General features: G+C 52.0%; 23 protein-coding genes. 22 read left to right on the forward strand and 1 reads right to left on the reverse strand.

What is annotated here, in order from left to right; translation table 11 throughout:
• From Q4T40_02585 to Q4T40_02625, 9 genes are all read left to right on the forward strand, one after another.
• On the forward strand, window positions 1-2,745 hold the full coding sequence (locus Q4T40_02585; protein ID MDT8900122.1) for a heavy metal translocating P-type ATPase: 2,745 nt from the start codon (window positions 1-3) through the stop codon (window positions 2,743-2,745).
• Between the two features lie 208 nt (window positions 2,746-2,953).
• Window positions 2,954-3,151 carry a hypothetical protein gene (locus tag Q4T40_02590; protein ID MDT8900123.1) on the forward strand — a complete coding sequence of 66 codons (198 nt, stop codon included), beginning with the start codon at window positions 2,954-2,956 and terminating at the stop codon, window positions 3,149-3,151.
• A 140-nt stretch (window positions 3,152-3,291) separates the two neighbouring features.
• Window positions 3,292-3,660 (forward strand): metalloregulator ArsR/SmtB family transcription factor, encoded by a 369-nt coding sequence (locus tag Q4T40_02595; protein ID MDT8900124.1) that lies wholly within the window; start codon window positions 3,292-3,294, stop codon window positions 3,658-3,660.
• Between the two features lie 310 nt (window positions 3,661-3,970).
• Window positions 3,971-5,275, forward strand: coding sequence for a Fe-S-containing protein (locus Q4T40_02600; GenBank protein ID MDT8900125.1), 1,305 nt, complete (start codon window positions 3,971-3,973; stop codon window positions 5,273-5,275).
• 62 nt (window positions 5,276-5,337) lie between these two features.
• Window positions 5,338-6,612, forward strand: a complete 1,275-nt coding sequence (locus tag Q4T40_02605; protein MDT8900126.1) for an FtsX-like permease family protein — start codon at window positions 5,338-5,340, stop codon at window positions 6,610-6,612.
• 18 nt (window positions 6,613-6,630) lie between these two features.
• A complete protein-coding gene (locus Q4T40_02610) occupies window positions 6,631-7,758 on the forward strand; it encodes an ABC transporter permease (GenBank protein ID MDT8900127.1) in 1,128 nt (375 codons plus the stop codon).
• Between the two features lie 4 nt (window positions 7,759-7,762).
• A complete protein-coding gene (locus Q4T40_02615) occupies window positions 7,763-8,476 on the forward strand; it encodes an ABC transporter ATP-binding protein (GenBank protein ID MDT8900128.1) in 714 nt (237 codons plus the stop codon).
• The gene (locus tag Q4T40_02620; protein ID MDT8900129.1) at window positions 8,476-8,928 is read left to right on the forward strand and encodes an FMN-binding protein; all 453 of its coding nucleotides are present in this window, start codon (window positions 8,476-8,478) and stop codon (window positions 8,926-8,928) included. The genes Q4T40_02615 and Q4T40_02620 overlap by 1 nt, the downstream gene beginning before the upstream one ends.
• Window positions 8,929-9,021: 93 nt before the next feature.
• The gene (locus Q4T40_02625) at window positions 9,022-9,447 is read left to right on the forward strand and encodes a transcriptional repressor (protein MDT8900130.1); all 426 of its coding nucleotides are present in this window, start codon (window positions 9,022-9,024) and stop codon (window positions 9,445-9,447) included.
• 69 nt (window positions 9,448-9,516) lie between these two features.
• On the opposite strand, the gene Q4T40_02630 is transcribed toward Q4T40_02625, so the two are convergent.
• Entirely contained in the window at window positions 9,517-9,675 is a 159-nt protein-coding gene (locus Q4T40_02630; protein ID MDT8900131.1) for a DUF1540 domain-containing protein, read from the reverse strand.
• A gap of 285 nt (window positions 9,676-9,960) precedes the next feature.
• On the opposite strand from Q4T40_02630, the gene Q4T40_02635 reads away from it, so the two are divergent.
• The 13 genes from Q4T40_02635 to Q4T40_02695 all read left to right on the forward strand — a co-directional run bounded on the left by Q4T40_02635 (window position 9,961) and on the right by Q4T40_02695 (window position 20,442).
• Window positions 9,961-10,200 (forward strand): SHOCT domain-containing protein, encoded by a 240-nt coding sequence (locus tag Q4T40_02635; GenBank protein MDT8900132.1) that lies wholly within the window; start codon window positions 9,961-9,963, stop codon window positions 10,198-10,200.
• Between the two features lie 95 nt (window positions 10,201-10,295).
• Window positions 10,296-10,988, forward strand: a complete 693-nt coding sequence (locus Q4T40_02640; GenBank protein MDT8900133.1) for a response regulator transcription factor — start codon at window positions 10,296-10,298, stop codon at window positions 10,986-10,988.
• 2 nt (window positions 10,989-10,990) lie between these two features.
• A complete protein-coding gene (locus Q4T40_02645) occupies window positions 10,991-12,379 on the forward strand; it encodes a HAMP domain-containing sensor histidine kinase (GenBank protein MDT8900134.1) in 1,389 nt (462 codons plus the stop codon).
• Window positions 12,376-12,576 (forward strand): hypothetical protein, encoded by a 201-nt coding sequence (locus tag Q4T40_02650; GenBank protein MDT8900135.1) that lies wholly within the window; start codon window positions 12,376-12,378, stop codon window positions 12,574-12,576. Before Q4T40_02645 ends, Q4T40_02650 begins: the two co-directional genes overlap by 4 nt.
• 38 nt (window positions 12,577-12,614) lie before the next feature.
• Window positions 12,615-12,878, forward strand: a complete 264-nt coding sequence (locus Q4T40_02655; protein ID MDT8900136.1) for a hypothetical protein — start codon at window positions 12,615-12,617, stop codon at window positions 12,876-12,878.
• Between the two features lie 40 nt (window positions 12,879-12,918).
• On the forward strand, window positions 12,919-13,821 hold the full coding sequence (locus tag Q4T40_02660; GenBank protein MDT8900137.1) for a cupredoxin domain-containing protein: 903 nt from the start codon (window positions 12,919-12,921) through the stop codon (window positions 13,819-13,821).
• Window positions 13,822-14,251: 430 nt separating this feature from the next.
• Window positions 14,252-14,854: a class I SAM-dependent methyltransferase gene (locus tag Q4T40_02665; GenBank protein ID MDT8900138.1), complete on the forward strand. Its 603-nt coding sequence runs from the start codon at window positions 14,252-14,254 to the stop codon at window positions 14,852-14,854.
• 121 nt (window positions 14,855-14,975) lie between these two features.
• On the forward strand, window positions 14,976-16,337 hold the full coding sequence (locus Q4T40_02670) for a hypothetical protein (protein MDT8900139.1): 1,362 nt from the start codon (window positions 14,976-14,978) through the stop codon (window positions 16,335-16,337).
• 160 nt (window positions 16,338-16,497) lie between these two features.
• A complete protein-coding gene (locus Q4T40_02675) occupies window positions 16,498-16,668 on the forward strand; it encodes a DUF2892 domain-containing protein (protein MDT8900140.1) in 171 nt (56 codons plus the stop codon).
• A 319-nt stretch (window positions 16,669-16,987) separates the two neighbouring features.
• Window positions 16,988-17,218 carry a hypothetical protein gene (locus Q4T40_02680; GenBank protein ID MDT8900141.1) on the forward strand — a complete coding sequence of 77 codons (231 nt, stop codon included), beginning with the start codon at window positions 16,988-16,990 and terminating at the stop codon, window positions 17,216-17,218.
• Window positions 17,219-17,318: 100 nt separating this feature from the next.
• Complete coding sequence (locus Q4T40_02685; protein MDT8900142.1) at window positions 17,319-17,705, forward strand: DUF2680 domain-containing protein; 387 nt, start codon at window positions 17,319-17,321, stop codon at window positions 17,703-17,705.
• A gap of 146 nt (window positions 17,706-17,851) precedes the next feature.
• Window positions 17,852-18,553 (forward strand): response regulator transcription factor, encoded by a 702-nt coding sequence (locus Q4T40_02690; GenBank protein MDT8900143.1) that lies wholly within the window; start codon window positions 17,852-17,854, stop codon window positions 18,551-18,553.
• Entirely contained in the window at window positions 18,550-20,442 is a 1,893-nt protein-coding gene (locus tag Q4T40_02695) for a HAMP domain-containing sensor histidine kinase (GenBank protein MDT8900144.1), read from the forward strand. The genes Q4T40_02690 and Q4T40_02695 overlap by 4 nt, the downstream gene beginning before the upstream one ends.
• Window positions 20,443-20,460: the final 18 nt, after the last annotated feature.

Here is a 20,460-nt window from a genome sequence, read left to right on the forward strand (position 1 = left end):
GTGGAATTCAAAAAAGTTAACGCCCGGAAAACAACGGAAAAATGCGGTGATGGCTGCTGCTGTTCTTCTAACACCAATACTTCAAAGGCAGCACCGGCGGAAAACGGCTGCGGCTGTGAATCTGAAACGGTTGGGGTATGTTCAGACAATGGTGCCATTGCGCTGAAAGAAAAGCAGGAAAAGAACGGCAGTCCGAATATAGCCTCAGCTAGTGTCTTTCAGGTTAGTGGCATCACCTGCATGGACTGCGCTCAGAAGTTTGAAAGAGCGGTGAATGGACTGCCAGGGGTTGTAAAAGCCTTGCTTAATACCGTGACAGGCAAACTCGTCGTAGAAGGCCAAGCCGACCTTGAGGCTATCCGTAAGCTGGGTAAGGAGGAAGACTATTCGGTAGAGCCGGTTCAGCAAGCCGCAGCGCCAGCCGCAGCAGTATATCAGGTTGACGGCATCTGTTGCATGGATTGTGCTGCCAAGTTCGAGAAAGCAGTATCCGCATTGCCGGGAGTAACGAGCGTTACGCTCAATAAAGTAACTGGCAAACTTACTGTGGAAGGCCAGGCCGATTTAGAGACGATTCGCCGGCTCGGCGCTGAAGAGAACTATACCATAAACCCGGTGCGGGAAGTTAGTGTTGGTCGGTCGCACGTCTTCCAGGTTGATGGCATCTGCTGCATGGACTGCGCTGCCAAGTTTGAGAAAGGCGTGGCGGCTTTGCCCGGTGTAAACAAGGCATCGCTTAATACAGTCACCGGCAAGCTGACCGTGGAAGGTGAAGCTGATCTTGAGGCCATCCGCCGCTTAGGCGCCGAGGAAAATTACACGATTACGCCTCTTGCGGACCAGCCGCTATCCGCACCCAAGGCGGCTGTGACAAAACCGAAATGGGAACTCAGGCGGGCTATCCTATCTGGCGTTGCGCTGGCTGTCGCTTACGGAGTGGAAAAGTTCGGCGGACCATCAATGGTTTTCCTCCCGCTCTATATCGTTGCCATGGTCCTGGGCGGCTGGGGTAACTTCAAGAAAGCGGCCCGTGCCCTGCCCCGTTTCAACTTTAACATGAGCGTGCTAATGAGCATCGCTGTGGTCGGTGCGCTGGCCATCGGCCAGTACGAAGAAGGCGCTTCCGTCGCGTTCCTCTATGCGATTTCCGAAATGCTCGAAGCATGGACGATGGATAAGGCCCGCCGCTCCATCCGGCAGCTCATGGATATAGCGCCCAACACCGCCCGCATTCGACGGAACGGCAGTGAGTTGGAAGTTCCGGTAGAACAGATCGCCGTTGGCGATGTGATGATTATCCGGCCGGGCGAAAAACTCGCTATGGACGGCGTCATTATAAAAGGCGAGTCGGCCATCAACCAGGCGGCTATCACCGGCGAGTCGATCCCGGTGGAAAAAGGCCCTGGGGCGGAAGTTTATGCGGGTACTTTAAACACCCATGGATCGCTCGAAGTGGAAGTAACCAAGCTCGTTCAAGATACAACCATTGCCAAGATCATCCACCTGGTGGAAGAGGCGCAGGGCCAGCGGGCGCCGTCCCAGGCCTTTGTGGAGCGGTTCGCGGCTGTCTACACCCCGGTAGTTATGGCTCTCGCCGTCGGTATGATATTTGTACCGCCGCTGCTGCTCGGGTATGAATGGGCGCCGTGGATTTACCGCGGGCTGGCGCTTTTGGTTGTCTCCTGCCCGTGCGCACTGGTGGTGTCGACACCTGTGGCCATTGTCAGCGCCATCAGCAACGCCGCCAAGAACGGCGTTCTCATCAAGGGCGGCATTTACCTGGAGGAATTCGGCTCCCTCAATGCTATCGCGTTTGACAAGACCGGTACGCTGACGAAAGGCGAGCCGGCCGTGACCGACGTTATTCCGATGGGTAATCTCTCCGAAATGAAGCTGCTGGAGACAGCGGCCAGCCTTGAAGCAAGATCCGAGCATCCGCTGGCGACGGCCATTGTAAAAGCTGCCGAAGCGAAAGGGTTGTCAATAGTGCCGGCCGAAGACTTTGCCGCCATAACCGGGCGCGGCGCTCAGGGGACTATCGACGGTCAAACCGTATACATCGGCAACCCACGGCTGTTTAACGAACTAGGCGTTTCCTTAAGCCCGGTTGAAAAAGAGGTCGAACGCCTGCAGAGCGAAGGCAAAACGGCCATGATTGTCGGCACTAGTGACAATTACCAGGGTATAATCGCTGTGGCCGACGAGGTGCGGGAAGCCAGCGAAGCCGCTATCGCCGGTCTGAAAAAGCAAGGCATCACCCACACCATTATGCTCACCGGCGATAACGCCGCGACTGCTAAGGCCATGGCCGCACGGGTGGGGGTGGATGAATTCCGCGCCGAGCTGTTGCCCCAGGATAAAGTTACCGCCATAAAAGAGCTGCTGGAGAAGTACGGCAAAGTCGCCATGATCGGAGACGGCATCAACGACGCGCCGGCGCTGGCCCTGTCGAGCGTTGGCATAGCGATGGGCGGTGCGGGTACGGATACGGCCCTGGAAACGGCCGATATCGCCCTCATGGCCGATGACCTCCGCATGCTGCCGTTCACCGTCCAGCTTAGCCGCAAAGCGCTTAAAATAATCCGGCAGAACATCGGTTTTTCGCTGGTTATCAAGGCGGTAGCCGTATTTGCGGTATTCCCCGGCTGGCTTACCCTGTGGCTGGCGATACTTGCCGACATGGGGGCATCCATCATTGTTACGCTGAACAGCCTGCGGCTGCTGCAGGTAAAACCTAAAGAGTAAAATCCTGTACTGTCCGGAGAGCAGGGTTTTTCACTCCCCGCGTGAGGGCGGCGCGGTTGTCGCCCTCTTTTTTCTCGAATATTATCTTTGGGGTGTTTATATGGAAATTTATATTGAACCTGCTGCCAGGGAATATATTAGCGGTAAAGACGGGGCCATCGTGATTGAAGTCAGACAACGCCCCGGCGGCTGCTGAGGGGGCGGCTGCGTGGCCGATGGCCGCTACCCGTCCGTGCGACTGGGCAAAGCTGATCCCGGCAAGATGCATAGCTACAATAAAACTTCGGTGGACGGCATCGAGGTATATTACATCGACCGGCTGCCCGAGTTTTTCACTACAATTACGGTAAAGGTCGAAAAATTGTTCTTTTTTAAAAAGCTGGTGGCAAAAGGCAAGACATTTTAAGAATCCGAAACGGGAGGCAGGCTGGTAAAAGCCTGCCTTTTTCAGTAGGGGTTAACATCTGGGCGGTTAGGAATCTCTTGACAATCCGGGACAAGCCGAAATATGATTGAGCCAACAAGTATTCATATATTGGAGGCTCTATGAAACAACCGGAATGTGAAATTGACGTATGCGAAGAGCTTTGCGAGCATCCCCAGGCAATCTGCCTGGCCAAATCTGAGATGATTACCGATGAAGACGCCTACCGGATGGCCGATCTATATAAGCTTCTGGGGGATGCCACCAGGATAAAAATATTGCATGTACTCTCCAAAAGAGAGCTGTGTGTTTGCGATATTGCCGCGGTCATTTCCATGGGACAGTCGGCGGTTTCCCATCAATTGCGCCTGCTGCGCAACGCTAGGCTCGTCAAATTCCGCAAGGAAGGTCAGATGGCCTGGTATTCCCTTAATGACGACCATGTTGCGAAACTGCTGTCCCAGGGGATCGAACATATTACCCATGAGTAGCCGTCCGTATATAAATTGATAACAGATCAGGACTGTATAGTTCTAAACATGGCGAGCAAAGGCTCGCTTTTTTGTCTCCCCAAAGTGATCTGTAAAAACAGCTTGACAGGGAAAGAGAAGAAACAATATAATTTATATGAATACATATTCATATAAATTATATTAAAAAATCGGAATTGGTTCTTGTAAAAGGAGGCTGAAAGCAAATAGATTCGTTTAGCGGTTTCAAATAGAGAAGCATATCTCTATTTTTAAAAAACATTTCAATTGAGAAAGAATATCAATTTCAAATTGTAGGGGAGGAGTTCTTATGATTGAATCATTGGTCGTAACGCTACGGGAGGGTATCGAAGCCGCACTAATCATCGGCATTATATTGGCCTATCTGAAGCGGACCGGCAAAACCCAGTTGAACAGGTACGTGTACATCGGTTTAGGATTGGCCGTTGTAGCCAGCATTCTCGGCGCAGTCCTGTTTACGGCCCTGGATTTTGACCCGGAGAACGAAGTTCTGGAAGGTACGATGCTGTTGATCGGCGGCATCTTCGTCGGTAGCATGGTCCTCTGGATGCAGAAGACGGCCAAGAACATTAAACAGACAATGGAGAACAAACTGGGCCGCATCGTCGAATCCGGCGCTGACCTGAAAAAACAGGGCTGGGGGCTGCTCGCCTTTGCCTTCTTCATGGTCTTCCGCGAAGGAATCGAGACGGTACTCTTCCTGAGCGCCCTGAGCCTGGGCGAAGCCCCGGTGATGGGGTGGGTTGGAGGATTGCTCGGTATTGCCATGTCGGTACTGTTCGCCTACTTCTTTATCAACGGCAGCCTCAAAATTAACCTGGCGAAGTTTTTCAACGTAACCAGCCTGATCCTCATGATTCTGGTTCTCCGCCTTTTCGCCGGCAGCGCCCACGAGTTCGCTGAAGTGGGCTTAATTCCGATGACTCCTGCCATCATGTATATCCTTGGCCTCATAGTCCGGGACAACTCCACGGCGATTATCTCCATGATCATGCTGACCTTGCCAATAGTGATGATCTTGCTGGATAACACCAATAAGCCGCAGACGGATGTCGCCGCCATCAAAGACCCAATTGCAAGGCGCCAGGCTCTGGCGAAGCTGCAGCAGGAGAAGAACTGGAAATACGCCGTTGTCGGCGCCGCTCTCGCCATCAACTTGGTTTTAGGCTGGGACCTCGTGGAAGCGATGACCAAACCGACTGTGGACCCCATGCCGGTAACGGTGACCGCTCAGGATGGGAAAATCATTGTGCCCATCGATAAACTGGATGACGGCCTGATCCACAAATACGCATACCGGGCCAACGGGACGGACGTGAAATTCCTGCTGATCAAGCGGGAGGACGGCAGTATCGGCAGCGGCCTGGACGCCTGCGAGATTTGCGGTCCGCAGGGATATTACCAGGAGGAAGACAACAAGACCAACGTCATCTGCAGAAACTGCAACGCGCCCATCCCCATTCCCACCATCGGTTTCCCCGGCGGCTGCAATCCGGTGGCCGTTGAAGCCCAGGTGGACGGCGACAATGTGGTGATTGCCGCTTCCCACCTTGCGGACAAAGGCGTTCCCGTATACAACAAAAAAGCCAATTAACACAAAAAGACTAGCCATAAGGTTAGGCTGCCCCCCTTTAGGGGGCGTCCAGGAGGTTTACTATGTTATTTCGCATTATCTGGCAATCGCTGAAAGTCCGCTATAAACGTATCCTGCTGGCGGTAATCGCTGTACTGATGGGGGCCTCGGTCGCCGCCGCCCTGCTGAACGTCTATTATAGCCTTAACGACAAGGTGGGGCGCGAACTGAAAAACTACGGGGCGAATATCATCGTCACCCCCAAAGCCGACGCGCTGCAGCTTGAAATCGACGGCGTAAACTATACACCGGTGACGGAACGGCAGTATCTGGACGAGACGGAGATTTACAAGATCAAAAAGATTTTCTGGAAGTACAACATCGTCGGGTTCAACCCGTACCTCGATACCGTCGTCCAGGTCCAGGGGCAGAATGTCACTTTGACCGGCACCTGGTTTGACAGGGAAATCGCCGTGCCGAAGGAGGCATTCAAAACGGTGGAGGCCGGGATCAAAACCGTCGCGCCCTGGTGGCAGGTCGAAGGGAATTCCATTGCCGCCGACGACCGCCAGCACGTCATCGTAGGGGCGGCCCTGGCCGAGAAGTTCGGCTTAAAGCCCGGTGACAATGTGGAGTTTACCTACAATCAGCAGCGCCGCAGCATGCAAGTGTCGGGCATTGTCAATACCGGCGGGCCGGAAGACAACCAGATCTATGCAAATCTGGCCGTGGTACAGGAATTGCTGGGGCTGCCGAACAAATACAGCCAGCTAAAAGTCAGCGCCCTGATCACGCCGGATGACGGACTGGCCAGGAAAAATCCCGACGCCATGACCCAGAAAGAATATATCCGCTGGTACTGTACGCCGTATATCGACGCCATCACTTTCCAGATCGACGAAGTGCTGAAAAATGGCCAGGCCAAACCCATTCAGCAAATTGCCCAGGCCGAAAATAAATTTCTGAGCAAAATGAATCTGCTCATGCTGCTGGTAACAATTATGGCACTCATGGCGGCGGCCCTCGGCGTGATGACTACGATGACGACAACCGTGCTGGAACGGCGCAAGGAGATCGGCATTCTTAAAGCCATCGGCGTGGAGATTCCCCAAGTGGCATTGCTGTTCCTGAGTGAGGCCGCCGCCGTCGGCCTGGTCGGCGGCGTTGCGGGTTACGCCGCCGGAATCGGCCTGGCCAAATTTATCGGCCAGAGTGTTTTTAACGCCCAGATTACTCCCGACATCCAGGTATTGCCGCTTACCATCGGCATCGCTCTTGCCGTGGCCCTGACTGGCAGTTCGCTGCCGGTCTGGCGGGCGACGCGCATCGAACCGGTTGTGGTGCTCCGGGGTGAATAGAAAGGGGGATTCAGATAAATGTTTATGCGTATTTTGTTGCGCTCCTTGCAAAACCGCAAAGGGCGGGTTGCCGTAGCCATCATGGCTGTAGCCATGGGGGCGGCCATGGTGTTCGCCTTGGGCAGCCTTTCCCTGGATATCAATGACAAGATCAGCCGGGAATTGCGCGACTACGGGGCAAACATAGTAATGGTGCCGCCGGTCAATGGCGCCGGAGCTTCGGGCGAACCCTTTCTGCCGGAAAGCACGGTAAATGCCCTAAAAAACAGTGAAGCGGCCCCGTACATCTTGGGCGCCGTTCCGTACCTGTACGGAATCGTGGAAGTGGGAAGCCAGAAGGCGGTAGTGGCAGGCACTGATTTTGAGCAGGTCAAGAAGATAAGCCCCTGGTGGAAAATGCAGGGCGGATGGCCTGTACCCGGCACCAACGGATCGGTTATCGGCGTAAAGGCGGCCGCGGCGCTCAATCTTGGCGTCGGCGCGTCCTATACCGTCCGACAGAAAGACAAAGCGGAGGCCTTTACCGTTACCGGCATCGTGACCACCGGGGGAACGGAAGACAGCCAGGTGTTCGTCAACCTGCCGCTGGCGCAATCCCTGCTGGGGCGGCTAGGTCAGGTGAGCCAGGTGCAAGTAAGCGCCCAGTCGGGCAAGCAGCCGGTCGCTGCGATAGCCACGGCCATCGAACAAAGCGTCCCCGCCGCCAAAGTCAAAGTGGTCAAGCAAATCGCCCAGGCGGAAGGACAGACCCTGGGCAAAATCGAATGGCTGATGATTCTGGTGACCGTTATTATTTTAGGGGCGTCGGCCATCGCCGTCATGAGTACCATGACCACCACCGTACTGGAGCGGACCAAAGAGATCGGCCTGATGAAGGCCATCGGGGCTGAGACCCACAGCATCGGCAAACTGTTCTGGACAGAAGCGGTGTGTATCGCGCTGCTGGGCGGCCTGGTCGGGAGCGTCATCGGTTTCGGGGTCGCCCAACTGATCGGGAAAACGGTGTTTCAGACGGCGATTTCTTTCCGGCCTTTCGTGCTGCCTGTCGCGCTTTGCATTTCCGCCGCGGTGACGCTGCTCGCCAGTTTTGTTCCCGTCCGGGCGGCCACCGGCGTCGTCCCGGCGATTACCTTGAGGGGGGAGTAACATCATGCAAGAAATCATTGTCGCCAAAGATTTGATCAAGTCCTACGACGGCACGCAAAACGTGCTGGATGGCCTGGATTTCGCCATCCGTCCCGGCGAGTGGACCAACATTATGGGGCCGTCAGGCTCAGGAAAGACGACCCTGCTAAATATCGTGAGCGGTCTCGATAAACCCACCAGCGGCTCGATCAGCATCAACGGCGTGGACATCAGCCGCCATTCCGAAAACGAGCTGGCCCGTTTCCGCCGGGAAAACCTGGGGCTGGTGTTCCAGCAGTATCATCTGATGACTTTTTTGACTGCCCTGGAAAACGTGATGCTGGCCCAGCACTTCCACAGCGTGGTTGACGAAACGGAAGCCAAAGATGTTCTTGCCAAAGTCGGCCTTGGGCACCGCCTGCACCACCGCCCCGCCCATATGTCCGGCGGCGAGCAGCAGCGGGTCTGCATCGCCAGGGCGCTGGTCAACCGCCCGAAACTGCTGCTGGCTGACGAACCAACGGGCAACCTGGACCAGAAAAACAGTAAGATAGTGTTGGACATTTTTAAGGAACTGCATGCCGAAGGGCATACCATCGTCATGGTTACCCACGCCGAAGAGATCGGCAAGATGGGCGACCGTCTCCTGCGCCTTCTGGACGGCAGGATTATCGCCGATATCTGCAACAGCGACAGGGGAAGCGGGGAACAACACTACTGTAAGGCGGTGAATGCCTGATGTCAAAAAAAACCAAGATTACTCTTGGCATTGTCGCCGGGGTATTCGCCATAGGCCTTATCGCGTTCTTGCCGTTTGCCAAGGTCTTCCTGGGTGATACCGCCTCTACAGCCACTATACCGCGCGGCGGTCCCAATCCCGCCTGGCAGGACGGCATATATATAGGCCGCGCCGTAAACCAGCGCGGGCCGGTGGAACTGGAAGTCATGTTCGAGAACGGCAAGTTTCACCACATAAAGGCCCTTAGCCATAACGACACGTCGCTCATTTTTGACCGGGTGCTGCGCAAGCTCACGCGGGTGATGCTGATCAAGAACTCCACCGATGTGGACGGCATTTCCGGCGCCACCGTCAGCAGCAGAGGCATCATTGATGCGGTAAATAACGCCGTGCAGCAGGCGACGAAGACAACGAATGTGCCGGCATCTACAAACGTAACTGAGGGCAGCTAAGAACATCAGTAATTGGTGAATGGTAAAATTCCTATGCGGTTGTGTTTCCCTTACTGGCTGCTTTCAATTTGTTTACTAAAGAGGATAGAAATTATGGCACTGCAACAAGCGGAAATTGTTTTACAAGATTTTTTGAATACGAGAGAGCTGAAACTTACAGAACAACGAAAGCTGATCTTGGACGTACTTTTGAAGTCAAGGTTACATCTGACCATTGAAGAGATTTACAGCAAATCCAAGGAAAGAAACCCGAAGATCGGCTTGGCCACCGTGTACAGGACGGTTAAAATACTCTGCGAATGTGGTTTGGTCAGTGGCTTCAAGCATACTGACGGAACATTTCGGTATGAACTCGGTCATGACTACCATGAGCATCTAATATGTACTAAATGTGGGCGGGTTATTGAGGTTATGGACCAAAACACAGAAGTATTACGGGCCAAAGTTCTCTCCATAAATAACTTTAAAGTTTTACATTCGCGTTTAGAGCTGTACGGGATATGCCATAAGTGTTCTTGATATGCAGGAAGCGCAGCATATAAAATAGTCAACAATAAAACCCGGTGGCGCCGGGTTTTATTGTTGACTTCATTTCGGTGCAAAGGTATGGCAATTAGTCTGATCGCTCGCGTGAGCGTTCGAGCTGCCACCGTCAACGTTGACCTCAATGGCCGAAGCGTTGCAGCGTTCACCCTGCTGCCAGAACTTACAGTTGGACACCGTACATTTTACGCCTGGCAATGTCATGATCTCACCTCCTTGGTGTAGTATGATTGGCCTTTATCCATTTTCCCAAGCAGCGGTTAACTGTGTCAGCGGTGGCCCTCCTGCCAGCCGGACACTTCTACGGCCGGGAGGGCCATTTCAGGCATGATGTCATTCCATAATATGGGCACGCTAGTCTTGGCGGCTTCATGATCAATAATCGGGACAGAATGGCAATGACGAAGGTTTTCATCATACATTCTTCACATTTATAAATTATATTAAAATGCAGAAGCTTATAGTTAGCGAGAGGGAGGAGGAGTACAAATGGGGTGCGACTTTGGTTTATCAGCAGGTTGGTTTGGAATGGGGTTTGGGTTAATTGCTAATATAGCTTTTGCCATTTTGGCGGTAGTTGGCATTGTTTGGGCGTTCAAGCATTTGTCCGGGAAGAGAGAAGGATTTAGTGGCAATAGTTCCAACGCCCTCGCGATTTTACAACAAAGATATGCCAAGGGTGAACTTTCCGGCGAAGAATATCAGCGCATGAAAAAGGAAATAGAATAGAATAAACTGGCAAGGCCGCCATGTTATTTTATCAGGCGGTCTTGCTTCTCTGTTTCGTGCTGCTGACGGTTGGCTAAATAAACTGGGAGGAAGGTATGATCCCGAAAACGGTCCTCGTTGTTGACGATGAGCAGAATATGCGTGATCTGATCAGAATTTACCTCCATAGACAGGGATGGTCTGTCAGGGAGGCGAGTAACGGCCTGGAGGCCCTGGAGATCATAAGTAGAGAAACAGTCCATCTTGTAATACTGGATATCATGATGCCCGGCTTGGATGGCTGGGAAGTGTGCAGAAGAATCCGGGAAACCAGCAATATCCCGGTCTTGTTACTGACGGCGAGAAATGCCACGAAGGATAAGATTCACGGGCTGAATCTCGGGGCGGATGATTATCTGACCAAACCTTTTGAGATGGAGGAACTTGTGGCGCGAGCACACGCGATTCTCCGGAGAGCTTCCTCGCAAGATGGCACGGCGAGTGAAGCTGTTCAGTTCGGAGAAATTGCCATCAACCTTTCGTCCAGGCAGATAAAGGTCAACGGCAATATTGTTCATTTAACGCCCAAAGAATTTGAACTGCTTCTCTTATTGGCAAGTAATCCTGATAAAGTATTCAGCAGGGAAACATTGCTGGACCGGATTTGGGGCATTGATTTTTATGGCGATTTTCGGACAATCGATCAGCACATAAAAAACATCCGGGACAAATTGAAAAAAGGCGGATGCACCTTTAATCCCATCAAAACGGTTTGGGGATTCGGGTATCAAATGCAGAGGAAATCGTGACAATGCTGAACAGCATAGTATTCAAGCTGGGGCTATCGATGGTTCTCTTGTTCCTGGTCGTGCTTTTTCCGATGGGCTATGTTTTGAACGCCTTTCTGACGAATTTTTACCAGCAGAAAGCGATAGACCATCTGAACGACCAAACCAATAAAGTAATCAGCGTTATAGAAACCAGCCCCGAACGGGACTTGAAGAACAATTTGGCTGTTGCCCTGAAAATGGCTGACCATAAGGCTGTCATCTACGATGCATCGCGGCGACTATCGGCTATTTCCGATTTTGCGGATGATACCGCCGGCGTCCTGCAGGACCAAGACTGGGCCTTGCTAAACTCCGGTACGCCGGTTTTCAAAGAGTGGAATGCAGGGAATAAAAGCTACCGCCTCGTTGCCAGACCATTCTACCTTCGAGAAACCTTTTCCGGCGCCGTACTGATAATGTCGCCGGTGGATGAAATCCAGGGTACACTGGCTTATATCAGGTCCATACTTCTGCTGGCCGGATTGGGAGCCATACTGATGATCTTCGGATTTACCAATATCCTGGTCCCCCAATTGTCCTCTCCGCTGCTGGCGATGGAAAAGGCAACACGGCAAATAGCGAAGGGCAATCTGGATATTAAATTGAACGAGCAATCGCAAGATGAGCTGGGTTCCCTGGCGCGGGCAATCAACGACCTTGTCGCCGATTTAAAGAGAATTCAAGACAGCCGCAGGGAATTTTTCGCGAATATCGCCCATGAACTGAGAACGCCTCTGACGTATATCGAAGGGTATGTCAAATTACTCGCCGAAACGCGGGAGTCGGAAGAGCAAAGAAGAGTTATACCGATTCTCGTTGATGAAACTAAGAGATTAAAAGGTTTGGTCGATGACCTGTTTGAATTAGCCCAGCTCGAAGAAGGCAAGATCGCCCTGACTTTAGAATGGGTGGATCTGTCCGAGATTATTGAGACATCTATTGAAAAAGTTAAGTTGTATGCGGCCAATAAGGGAATCACCATCAGGTTAACCGAAGAGGATGTTCCGATCCTCCTGCTGGATGGGAACCGCATCCAGCAGGTCTTAATTAACCTCCTTGACAACGCCATACGGTATACAAACCAGGGAATGATAACCGTCAACCTTAAAAGCATCCCTGAGTTTATTGCCGTAAAAATAGAAGATACGGGCATCGGCATCCCCGAGGAGGAGCTTCCCTTTATATTCGAGAGGTTCCACCGGGTTGAGAAATCACGCTCCAGAAATTACGGGGGGACGGGCCTTGGATTGGCAATCGTCAAAAAGCTGGTCGAAATTCAAGGCGGGCAAATTGAGGTCGCCAGTCAATTGGATGTAGGTACTTCTTTCACGCTGAAATTCCCTAAACCCGCCGAGGAGAGAATCAAATGAAACTGATAGGCGTGGTAACATCGATGGTTTTAATAGCCTCGGGCATATATTGTTTTACAATGGCTGCCCTGGGGATGGGTACAGGGGTTTCCGGTATAGACTTTTTATTTACTCTGGTAAATATTTGTTTATGGACGGCGATACCCGTGATTATTTTCGGGGTGATATATTTGATTTACATCAGGAAAACCGGGTAATTGTAACAAAAAACCATTAAAAAGGAGCTTGAAGAATAATGGACTGGAGCATACTGCTATCTTTAATTTGCCCAATAATGATGTTGTTGTGCATGAAGGGAATGTTCAGCGGACATAACCACGGTGATGCGAAGGGCAGAACGGAGCAACCGCAGATTTCTCCTGAGGAGGTACAGGCGATGCAAACAAAGATGGCTGAACTGTCGGAACAAAACGCTCATCTTCTGAAGGAACTACAGTCAATGAAAGAAACTTTCTCCAATGACGCCGGGATGAAAAGCAATAATTCGCTGAGCAACTAAAATTATATCGACGGTTACAGGGCTAAAAGGAGGCGGCAACTTGCTCGTATTTATAACTATCTCCATTGCCATTATTGTGACAGGGTACGTAATGTCATTAACCTATCGGTACAGAGAAAAACTGACGTGTATGGCGGCCATGATGATTGCCATGACGGTCGCCATGATGTCAAGCATCTTGATTGGTGCGGTCCTCGGCACGCTCGCGAACGGAAGTTTACTGCTCCCGACTGTTACGGCAGTTTCCACAGGAATGATCGCCGGGTACTTTACCGGCAAACCCGTGAGTCTGATGGCCGCGATTGACGGCATGATGGCCGGAATCATGGGTGGCATGATGGGAGCCATGCTCGGTGTTATGGTTCTCTACCAATTGCCGGAGTATATGATTGCATTTGTCAACTTGATTTTTCTAGTGGTCATGTTCTTTTTGGTAAAGCTGATTCGTGAGGAAGCCGGCGTCAGTGAGAATAACGGCAAGGCAGAGGTAAAAGAGGGCAACGGTAATGTTTTGGCTAGCAAGTGGTATATTATCCCTGTTGCCTTCATTCTGTTGTTCTTCCTGGCTAAACTTACGGATAACGGAGTCTTGGCTCCGCTAAATGTTTTTGGCTCCTCGGCGGCATCAACGAAGGAATCCGTCGTCCAGACTGATAGTTATGCCCGACAGAATAACGGCTACCAAGAGGTCGATATAGTAGTCGGACAAAACAGGTACACACCTGGGGAAATCGTAGTGAAAGCAAGTGTTCCGGTGAAGGTTAACTTTAAGAAGGCTTATGACGGCGGCTGCCTGTCTAGTCTGGTCATACAGGACTTTGGTATCCGGCAAGCCGTGAAAAAGGGTATAACCACCGTAGAATTCACTCCCGATAAACCTGGCAAATATCCGTTCACTTGCGGCATGGGAATGTTCGGGGGATATATAAAGGTTGAAACGTGAGTCACTGGCGCCAATGGAGTCTCATCTTCACCATATTCCGATAACTAGTGAAAGTGAGGTCATTCATATGGAAATTTTTCTTGAACCATCCGCTCGTGACTATATTACAAAGAAAAGTCCGCAGAAAGCCGTTACCATCGGTGTCGGCAAACGGGACGGCGCCAGTTGTGGCTGCAGCGTAAGCGGAGGAGTCTATCCATCCGTGAAACTGGGCGTAAACCCCTACGATATCGACAACTATACAAAGTAGACCGGGATGGGGTTGCAATCTATTACCCGGACTCTGTATCAGACGTGTTTAAAACAGTCACCGTGAAGGTTGAAGGAATACTTTTTTATAAACAACTGCTGGTATTGGGCAGGTAGTAGGATTGTACGAGAGGCAGCGGGAAATAATGACAATGAACGCATAAGGAATGGATGGGTAAGAGTGGAAAAAAGTACCGAGGTTATCAGGAAACGATACAACCGCACAGCTCTTTTTTACGACGCCATGGATTGGATGATACCGTCAAGATTGCGCAAGCAAGCGGTCGAATTAGCCAAGGGAGAAGTCCTGGAAGTCGGGGTCGGGACTGGCAGCAATTTATCCTATTACCCGCCCGGCTGCCGGGTGACCGGCATTGACTTCAGTCCAGGCATGCTGGCCAAGGCCAGGAAAAAAGCGAGTCGGGCTAAAGTTCCTGTGACTTTGCTGGAAATGGATGCCGAGCACATGGAATTTCCTGATAAAGCCTTTGACACGGTGATAGCAACCTGCGTTTTCTGCTCCGTTCCCGATCCTGTCCAGGGCTTGCGGGAGGTGCGTCGCGTTTGCAAACAAGGGGGCCAGATAATACTATTGGAGCATGTGCGGAGTGAAAATCCCTTCATGGGGGCTGTGATGGATTTTTTGAACCCTGTATCGCTGTACCTTATCGGCTCAAATATAAATCGCCGTACCGTCCAGAATGTTCTTGAAGCCGGCATCCATATCGATAAAGTCGAAAATGTCTTCGGCAAAATCGTGAAGCTGGTTGTGGCGAGTCCCTAAATAGGCGATAAAAAAAGACCGCTTGGCTGTACAGAGCCAGTGACGGTCTTTTCTGCATAGTGCCTGACTGCCTAAGAGCTTATTAGATCGACAATAAAACAAGTCAAAAGGAGGACGCCCCATGAGCGAGAGTTTAATGCGGCTGCTGCTCGACACCCGCAGGGCTAGAAAGCAAGGCCTGGCCGCGATAGCGGAACGGCAGCGTGCCCGTTTTGCCGAGATAGTGGCCTTTGCACGTGCCAACTCGCCTTATTACAGAGAACTCTACAAAGACCTTCCAGAGCGAATCGAAGACACCACATTATTGCCAATCACCAGCAAAAAGAAGCTGATGGCGCGCTTTGACGACTGGTGCACCGACCGTGATGTGACGTTCGACAAAGTGAACGAATTCGTTAATAACCCCGACCTGATCGGGGAACGTTTTCTGGACAAGTACACGATAAACACTACTTCGGGCACTACCGGGACGCGCGGTATCTTCCTGCTGGATGACCGAAGCCTCGCCGTAGCGGGTGCTATCGCCTTCCGTGCGATGAGCAGCTGGCTTGGAGCATGGGATGTCGTCCGCATCATAGCCGGGGGTGCACGTATGGCGATGGTGAATGCGATGGGTGGCCACTTTGCTTCCGCAGTAGCCGCTACTCGACTACGCCAGAAGCGTGGCAAGGCGGTTCAGGTCTTTCCGGTAAACATGCCCCTGCTGGAGATGGTCGAGGAACTCAACCGGTTCCGCCCGGTCATAATCACCCCCTATGCGAGTATGGGCGTGCTGCTGGCCAGCGAACAGGAAGCCGGTCGCTTGCACATCAACCCAGTGCTGATGGTGCTCTCGGCCGAGGGACTCCCGGCACGCGAGTATGACCGGATCGCCAAGGCGTTTCACACCAAAGTCCGGCACAGCTATGCCGCCACCGAGTGCCCCTTCCTCAGTTACGTCTGCGAGCACGGGTGGCTGCACGTCAACAGCGACTGGGTCGTATTGGAGCCGGTCGATGCCGACTACCGGCCCACCCCGCAAGGTGAGTGGTCGCACACTGTTCTGGTGAGCAACCTCGCCAACCGGGTGCAGCCGATCCTCCGCTACGATCTCGGCGACAGTGTCCTGCTGCGACCAGACCCTTGCCCGTGTGGGAATCCGCTGCCAGCAATCCGCGTTCAGGGTCGCACCGCCGACATGCTTACCTTTCCTACCGACTACGGCAAACCAATCACTGTACCGCCGTTGGTGTTCGGCACCCTGGTCGACCGTGTCCCTGGGATTGATCTAATCCAGATCGTGCAGACTACCCCGGCGAGCCTCCGTGTACGCCTGCGGCCTGCGGCCGCTACTGACCCGAACCGCGTGTGGCAGGCGGTGCACAACGAGATCACGCGCCTGCTCATCGAGTACAAACTCGATAATGTTACAGTGGAGCGTGCCGAGGAACCGCCTGAACAGTCTCCGGGTGGTAAGTTTCGCAAGATCATCCCTCTGAGCTGAAGTACAATGAAAGAACTGTTCTACTCCCACCTGAATGGGGCGGCTGTCACCGGGACTTAAGTTAAATATCGCGTCTGCTAATATGTTGAAGATAGCCTGGCATCTGACTGACTAATAATATGTTCTCAATCAGGGTATCCTTGGGTTCAGGGGTGAAGATGTGAACCTTGACTGGGAAAAGAATCTAGGGACTACCGACAGGATAATCAGAATAGCTTTCGGGGCAACGCTACTGGCGCTAGTTATGACAAAAAGCGTAGCAGGCTGGTGGGTAACTGGCGCCGTAGTTTTGGCTATATTTCAGTTTATCGAGGCTTTTTTTGCATACTGAATTGTTTACGATCTTATGGGTTGGTCAACCCGTAAAATTACATCCTGAAAATGCAGGTGTCACCCGTTGCATAAGGATTTCTGAGGAGAGATGGTATAAGGCTGACTTATACCTCTCTCTTTTAATTTCTTCAATTACCAATACTCCTCAATTTATTGTTCTTCTTGTGGGCAGAATCCTTGCTGCCGAGAGTAGCCACCAGGCGAAATTGCTGGTAAAGCGTGTGGGAGTTCCTAATTTGTTCCTAATTAAGCCCTACTTTTGCCATAAATGCCATCTATACTTAAATCACAGTCAAGATTGAAGGAGGATGGTTTTCATGAAAAAAGTTTCCCTGTTAGCTGTTGTTGCTCTAACGGTTTTCACCCTGGCCGCTTCGGTTGTAAGCGCTAATCCGACGGACGCTTCAGGCGGCAATTCCTACTATCAGGCTCCCCAGCAAGGGCAGTACTGGATGCAGAACACCTCGGCCTACTGCTACTGGGGCGGCAACAACAATTATCAGCCGGGATATGGAACTTCCGGGTCGAACAACTGGAATTGCTGGTAACCATGAAAAGTTCCTGATTTGTTACGAATTTGGCCGCACTTTGGTCATAAACGTCCGGTATACTTAACATTAGAAAATAGTACTTAGGAGGATGAAATCCATGAAGAAAGTATCCATGTTCGCTATCGTGGCTCTCTTGATCCTGTCCTTTACCGCTTCAGCCTTTGCCGCTCCGGCCCCCGCTCCCGCCCAGAATAACTGGTACTGCCCCTACTACGGCCAATACTACAACAACCTGACCGATCAACAGAAGGAACAGATCGCAACCTGGCATAAGCAATCAATCGAGCAAAGAAAGCAAATGCTGCAGCAGCAGGTTCAGTGGGGCTGGATAACCCAGGCCCAGGCTGACCAGCAGATTACCTGGATGGAGCAGGGCGTAGCGAACGGAACCCTGGCGTGCGGCATGATGGGCGGGCACAATATGGGTGGCATGATGATGGGGCCTGGCATGATGGGTATGGGCATGGGTATGCGCTGCTGGTAAGCTGTCAGACTGTTTAAGCCCCTGCGCATATTCTCAAGTCTACAGGTAGTAAATACCAACAGAAAGAGCCTGTCGCCCGGTGCGTGTCAGGCTCTTTCTGCCTAGTAGGGTCTGTGGTATAGTAAAAGAAAAGGCAAGCGCAAGGGGTGAAAGACTTGAACGGTAAGACAGTGCTTATTGTTGATGATGAAGAGCAGATTCGGGAATTGCTTTCCATATACTTTACCAAAGAAGGGTTTAACGTGGCCGAGGCCGCCGATGGGGCCGAAGCCCTGATGAAAGTGCAACAGGCCAAGCCGGACATCATCATTCTGGATATTATGATGCCTGTTTTGGACGGCATGGAGGTTTGCCAGCAAATCCGCAAACACTCCAACATCCCAATTATCATGTTGACTTCACGCACTCAGGATGACGACCGGATCATGGGGCTAGAGATCGGTGCGGACGACTATGTGGCCAAGCCCTTTAACCCCAAGGAGATTGTGGCCCGTGTCAAGGCAGTATTGCGGCGATCAGCCGCCCCGCAATATACTAGTTCTGATGTTTTACGGTTTCCCCAGCTTGAGATCAACATGGCCGAGCATTCGGTAATTGCCTTTGGCAACTCTGTGGCCCTTGCCAATAAGGAAATGGAAGTGTTATGGCAGCTTGCTTCCCACGTCGGCAAAGTATTGTCGCGTGAACAGCTATTGGAATTGGTATGGGACTATAGCTACTGTGGCGATACCCGTACCGTGGATACTCATGTGAAACGCCTGCGCAAAAAACTGGGAGCCGGGCCGAATACTCCTTGGGACATAAAAACCGTCTGGGGTATAGGGTACAAATTCGAGGTGAGAAAGTGAAAATCTCACTGCAATACAAATTGCTCATCAGTTTCATGGCTGTGGTTTTCGTGGTGGTGGCAGGCGTCATGGTTAGTGGTTCGGCACTTATCCGCGAATTTTTTCTGGCAAGCAAACAGCACGAACTGACCGACAAGGCCTACGAGATGGCGAGGATGGTAAATAGCTTCTATGCCGGACGTATCACCCACGGCCAGCTCCAGAACTTTGTCAACAGCGTGGACAGTTTTCTGGATGCCAGGGTCTGGGTAGTGGATAACAAGCTGAATCTTATCACCGTATCCGAAGAACGGCCGGACGAAGGTCAGGGCAACCGGCGGCCGGCGGCTGTCGTCAAACCAAGTCCCCTGCGCCAGTCCATGTGGGATTGCGACTGGCCCGGTAATCCAACCACATCACCGAGCCAGCAAAACCAACAAGGAATCAAAAATCCGGGTTCGGGCCAGAATCAATCAGCCCCTAGTCCCGCTATGCCCCCCGCTCCTAATAAGGGTATGTGGGACTGCGACGCATCTGGCGAACAGAGCTGGATGGGCGGCAGGCAGGGCGGCCAGAATATGCTGGGAATGTGGGGCCGTCCCAGCGCGCCGGCAAATCAGACTGCCAAATCGCCGCAGGTCAGTACGCCTGTCCCGGTCGATCCTCCAAATTCCGAAACCAAGTTGGCTGTGGAAAAGGACACTTCTGGCACCATCGTTCTCGATATAGGTAAAGGGCCGCAACAGCCAGGTCAGGCAGATAGTGTACCCGTTATGAGTCTGTCGGATATCAAGGGCCTGCAGGAATTGGTTCGGGAAGTTGAGGCAAATACAGGTAAGACATGGGCTAAAACCTACTATCATCCCTATTACGAAGAGAACATGCTTATCGTCGCCGTGCCGCTGCAACGAGCAGACGGCACTATCGGCGGCACTGTCATGATTAACGCTCCCATCCAGGGGATCGATGGGTTCTTGCGGCAAATCTATTACTATATCGGCATGGCCGGACTGGCAGGTATCTTTTTCGCCATCCTTTTGGTAAGTTATCTGTCCGGCAGTATCGTTCGACCCTTAAAGTTCATGAAGGAAACTGCGGCGGCAATGGCTCGCGGCGACTATAATTCCCATGTCGATGTGAAAACCAACGACGAAGTAGGCGACCTCGGGCAGTCGCTGAACTCCCTGGCCAAAGACTTAGGCAACTATGTGGGCCAGATGGAGAAGATGGATAAAGTCCGCCGGGATTTTGTGGCCAATGTTTCCCATGAACTCAGGACGCCGTTGACCATCATGCGGGGATACAACCAGGCACTACAAGACGGTACTATCACCGATCCGGCACTGGTGAACAAATACCACCGGGTCATGGGCGACGAAATAATGAGGCTGGAAAAGCTCATTGCCGAACTTCTGGATTTAAGCCAGCTCCAGGCCAACGGTGTTACCTTAGAAATTGAGCCGTTGTCACTGGCGGAAGTGGCAGACAACGTGGTAACGATGCTCAAGCAGCGGAGCGAAGAGAAGGGTGTAGAGCTTGTAGGCAATATCTCGCATGATCTTCCGAACATCATTGGAGACGGTGACCGGCTGACCCAGGTGGTCTTGATTCTGCTCGATAACGCATTGAAATTTACCCCTTCGGGCGGCCGGATTGCAGTTGATCTAGAGGTAAAGGACGGGACTGAAATATTAACCGTTTCCGATACTGGCACCGGCATCCCTCCCCAAGACCTGCCGTATATCTGGGAAAGGTTTTATAAAGCTGATAAATCCAGGGGGGGGGGAGGCACCGGACTGGGACTGTCCATTGCCAAGCAGATTATTGAACTCCACGGCGCCAAAGTGAATGTTGAGAGCCAGCCAGGTAAAGGAACCAAGTTTATTATAAAGTTTCCACTAAATGACTAACTCAGTGAGGTGAAAGAA

Source organism: Selenomonadales bacterium 4137-cl (assembly GCA_032334055.1).
Lineage (GTDB): Bacteria > Bacillota > Negativicutes > Sporomusales > UBA7701 > Anaeroselena > Anaeroselena agilis.

Excerpts from the sequence above, each read along its gene's own strand:
- Q4T40_02635 (MDT8900132.1), top strand. The coding sequence starts at position 9,961 with ATGGGGTGCGACTTTGGTTTATCAGCAGGTTGGTTTGGAATGGGGTTT.
- Q4T40_02595 (MDT8900124.1), top strand. The coding sequence starts at position 3,292 with ATGAAACAACCGGAATGTGAAATTGACGTATGCGAAGAGCTTTGCGAG.
- Q4T40_02640 (MDT8900133.1), top strand. The coding sequence starts at position 10,296 with ATGATCCCGAAAACGGTCCTCGTTGTTGACGATGAGCAGAATATGCGT.
- Q4T40_02605 (MDT8900126.1), top strand. The coding sequence starts at position 5,338 with ATGTTATTTCGCATTATCTGGCAATCGCTGAAAGTCCGCTATAAACGT.
- Q4T40_02645 (MDT8900134.1), top strand. The coding sequence starts at position 10,991 with ATGCTGAACAGCATAGTATTCAAGCTGGGGCTATCGATGGTTCTCTTG.
- Q4T40_02655 (MDT8900136.1), top strand. The coding sequence starts at position 12,615 with ATGGACTGGAGCATACTGCTATCTTTAATTTGCCCAATAATGATGTTG.
- Q4T40_02615 (MDT8900128.1), top strand. The coding sequence starts at position 7,763 with ATGCAAGAAATCATTGTCGCCAAAGATTTGATCAAGTCCTACGACGGC.
- Q4T40_02625 (MDT8900130.1), top strand. The coding sequence starts at position 9,022 with ATGGCACTGCAACAAGCGGAAATTGTTTTACAAGATTTTTTGAATACG.
- Q4T40_02610 (MDT8900127.1), top strand. The coding sequence starts at position 6,631 with ATGTTTATGCGTATTTTGTTGCGCTCCTTGCAAAACCGCAAAGGGCGG.
- Q4T40_02630 (MDT8900131.1), bottom strand. The coding sequence starts at position 9,675 with ATGACATTGCCAGGCGTAAAATGTACGGTGTCCAACTGTAAGTTCTGG.
- Q4T40_02670 (MDT8900139.1), top strand. The coding sequence starts at position 14,976 with ATGAGCGAGAGTTTAATGCGGCTGCTGCTCGACACCCGCAGGGCTAGA.
- Q4T40_02680 (MDT8900141.1), top strand. The coding sequence starts at position 16,988 with ATGAAAAAAGTTTCCCTGTTAGCTGTTGTTGCTCTAACGGTTTTCACC.
- Q4T40_02685 (MDT8900142.1), top strand. The coding sequence starts at position 17,319 with ATGAAGAAAGTATCCATGTTCGCTATCGTGGCTCTCTTGATCCTGTCC.
- Q4T40_02600 (MDT8900125.1), top strand. The coding sequence starts at position 3,971 with ATGATTGAATCATTGGTCGTAACGCTACGGGAGGGTATCGAAGCCGCA.
- Q4T40_02650 (MDT8900135.1), top strand. The coding sequence starts at position 12,376 with ATGAAACTGATAGGCGTGGTAACATCGATGGTTTTAATAGCCTCGGGC.
- Q4T40_02620 (MDT8900129.1), top strand. The coding sequence starts at position 8,476 with ATGTCAAAAAAAACCAAGATTACTCTTGGCATTGTCGCCGGGGTATTC.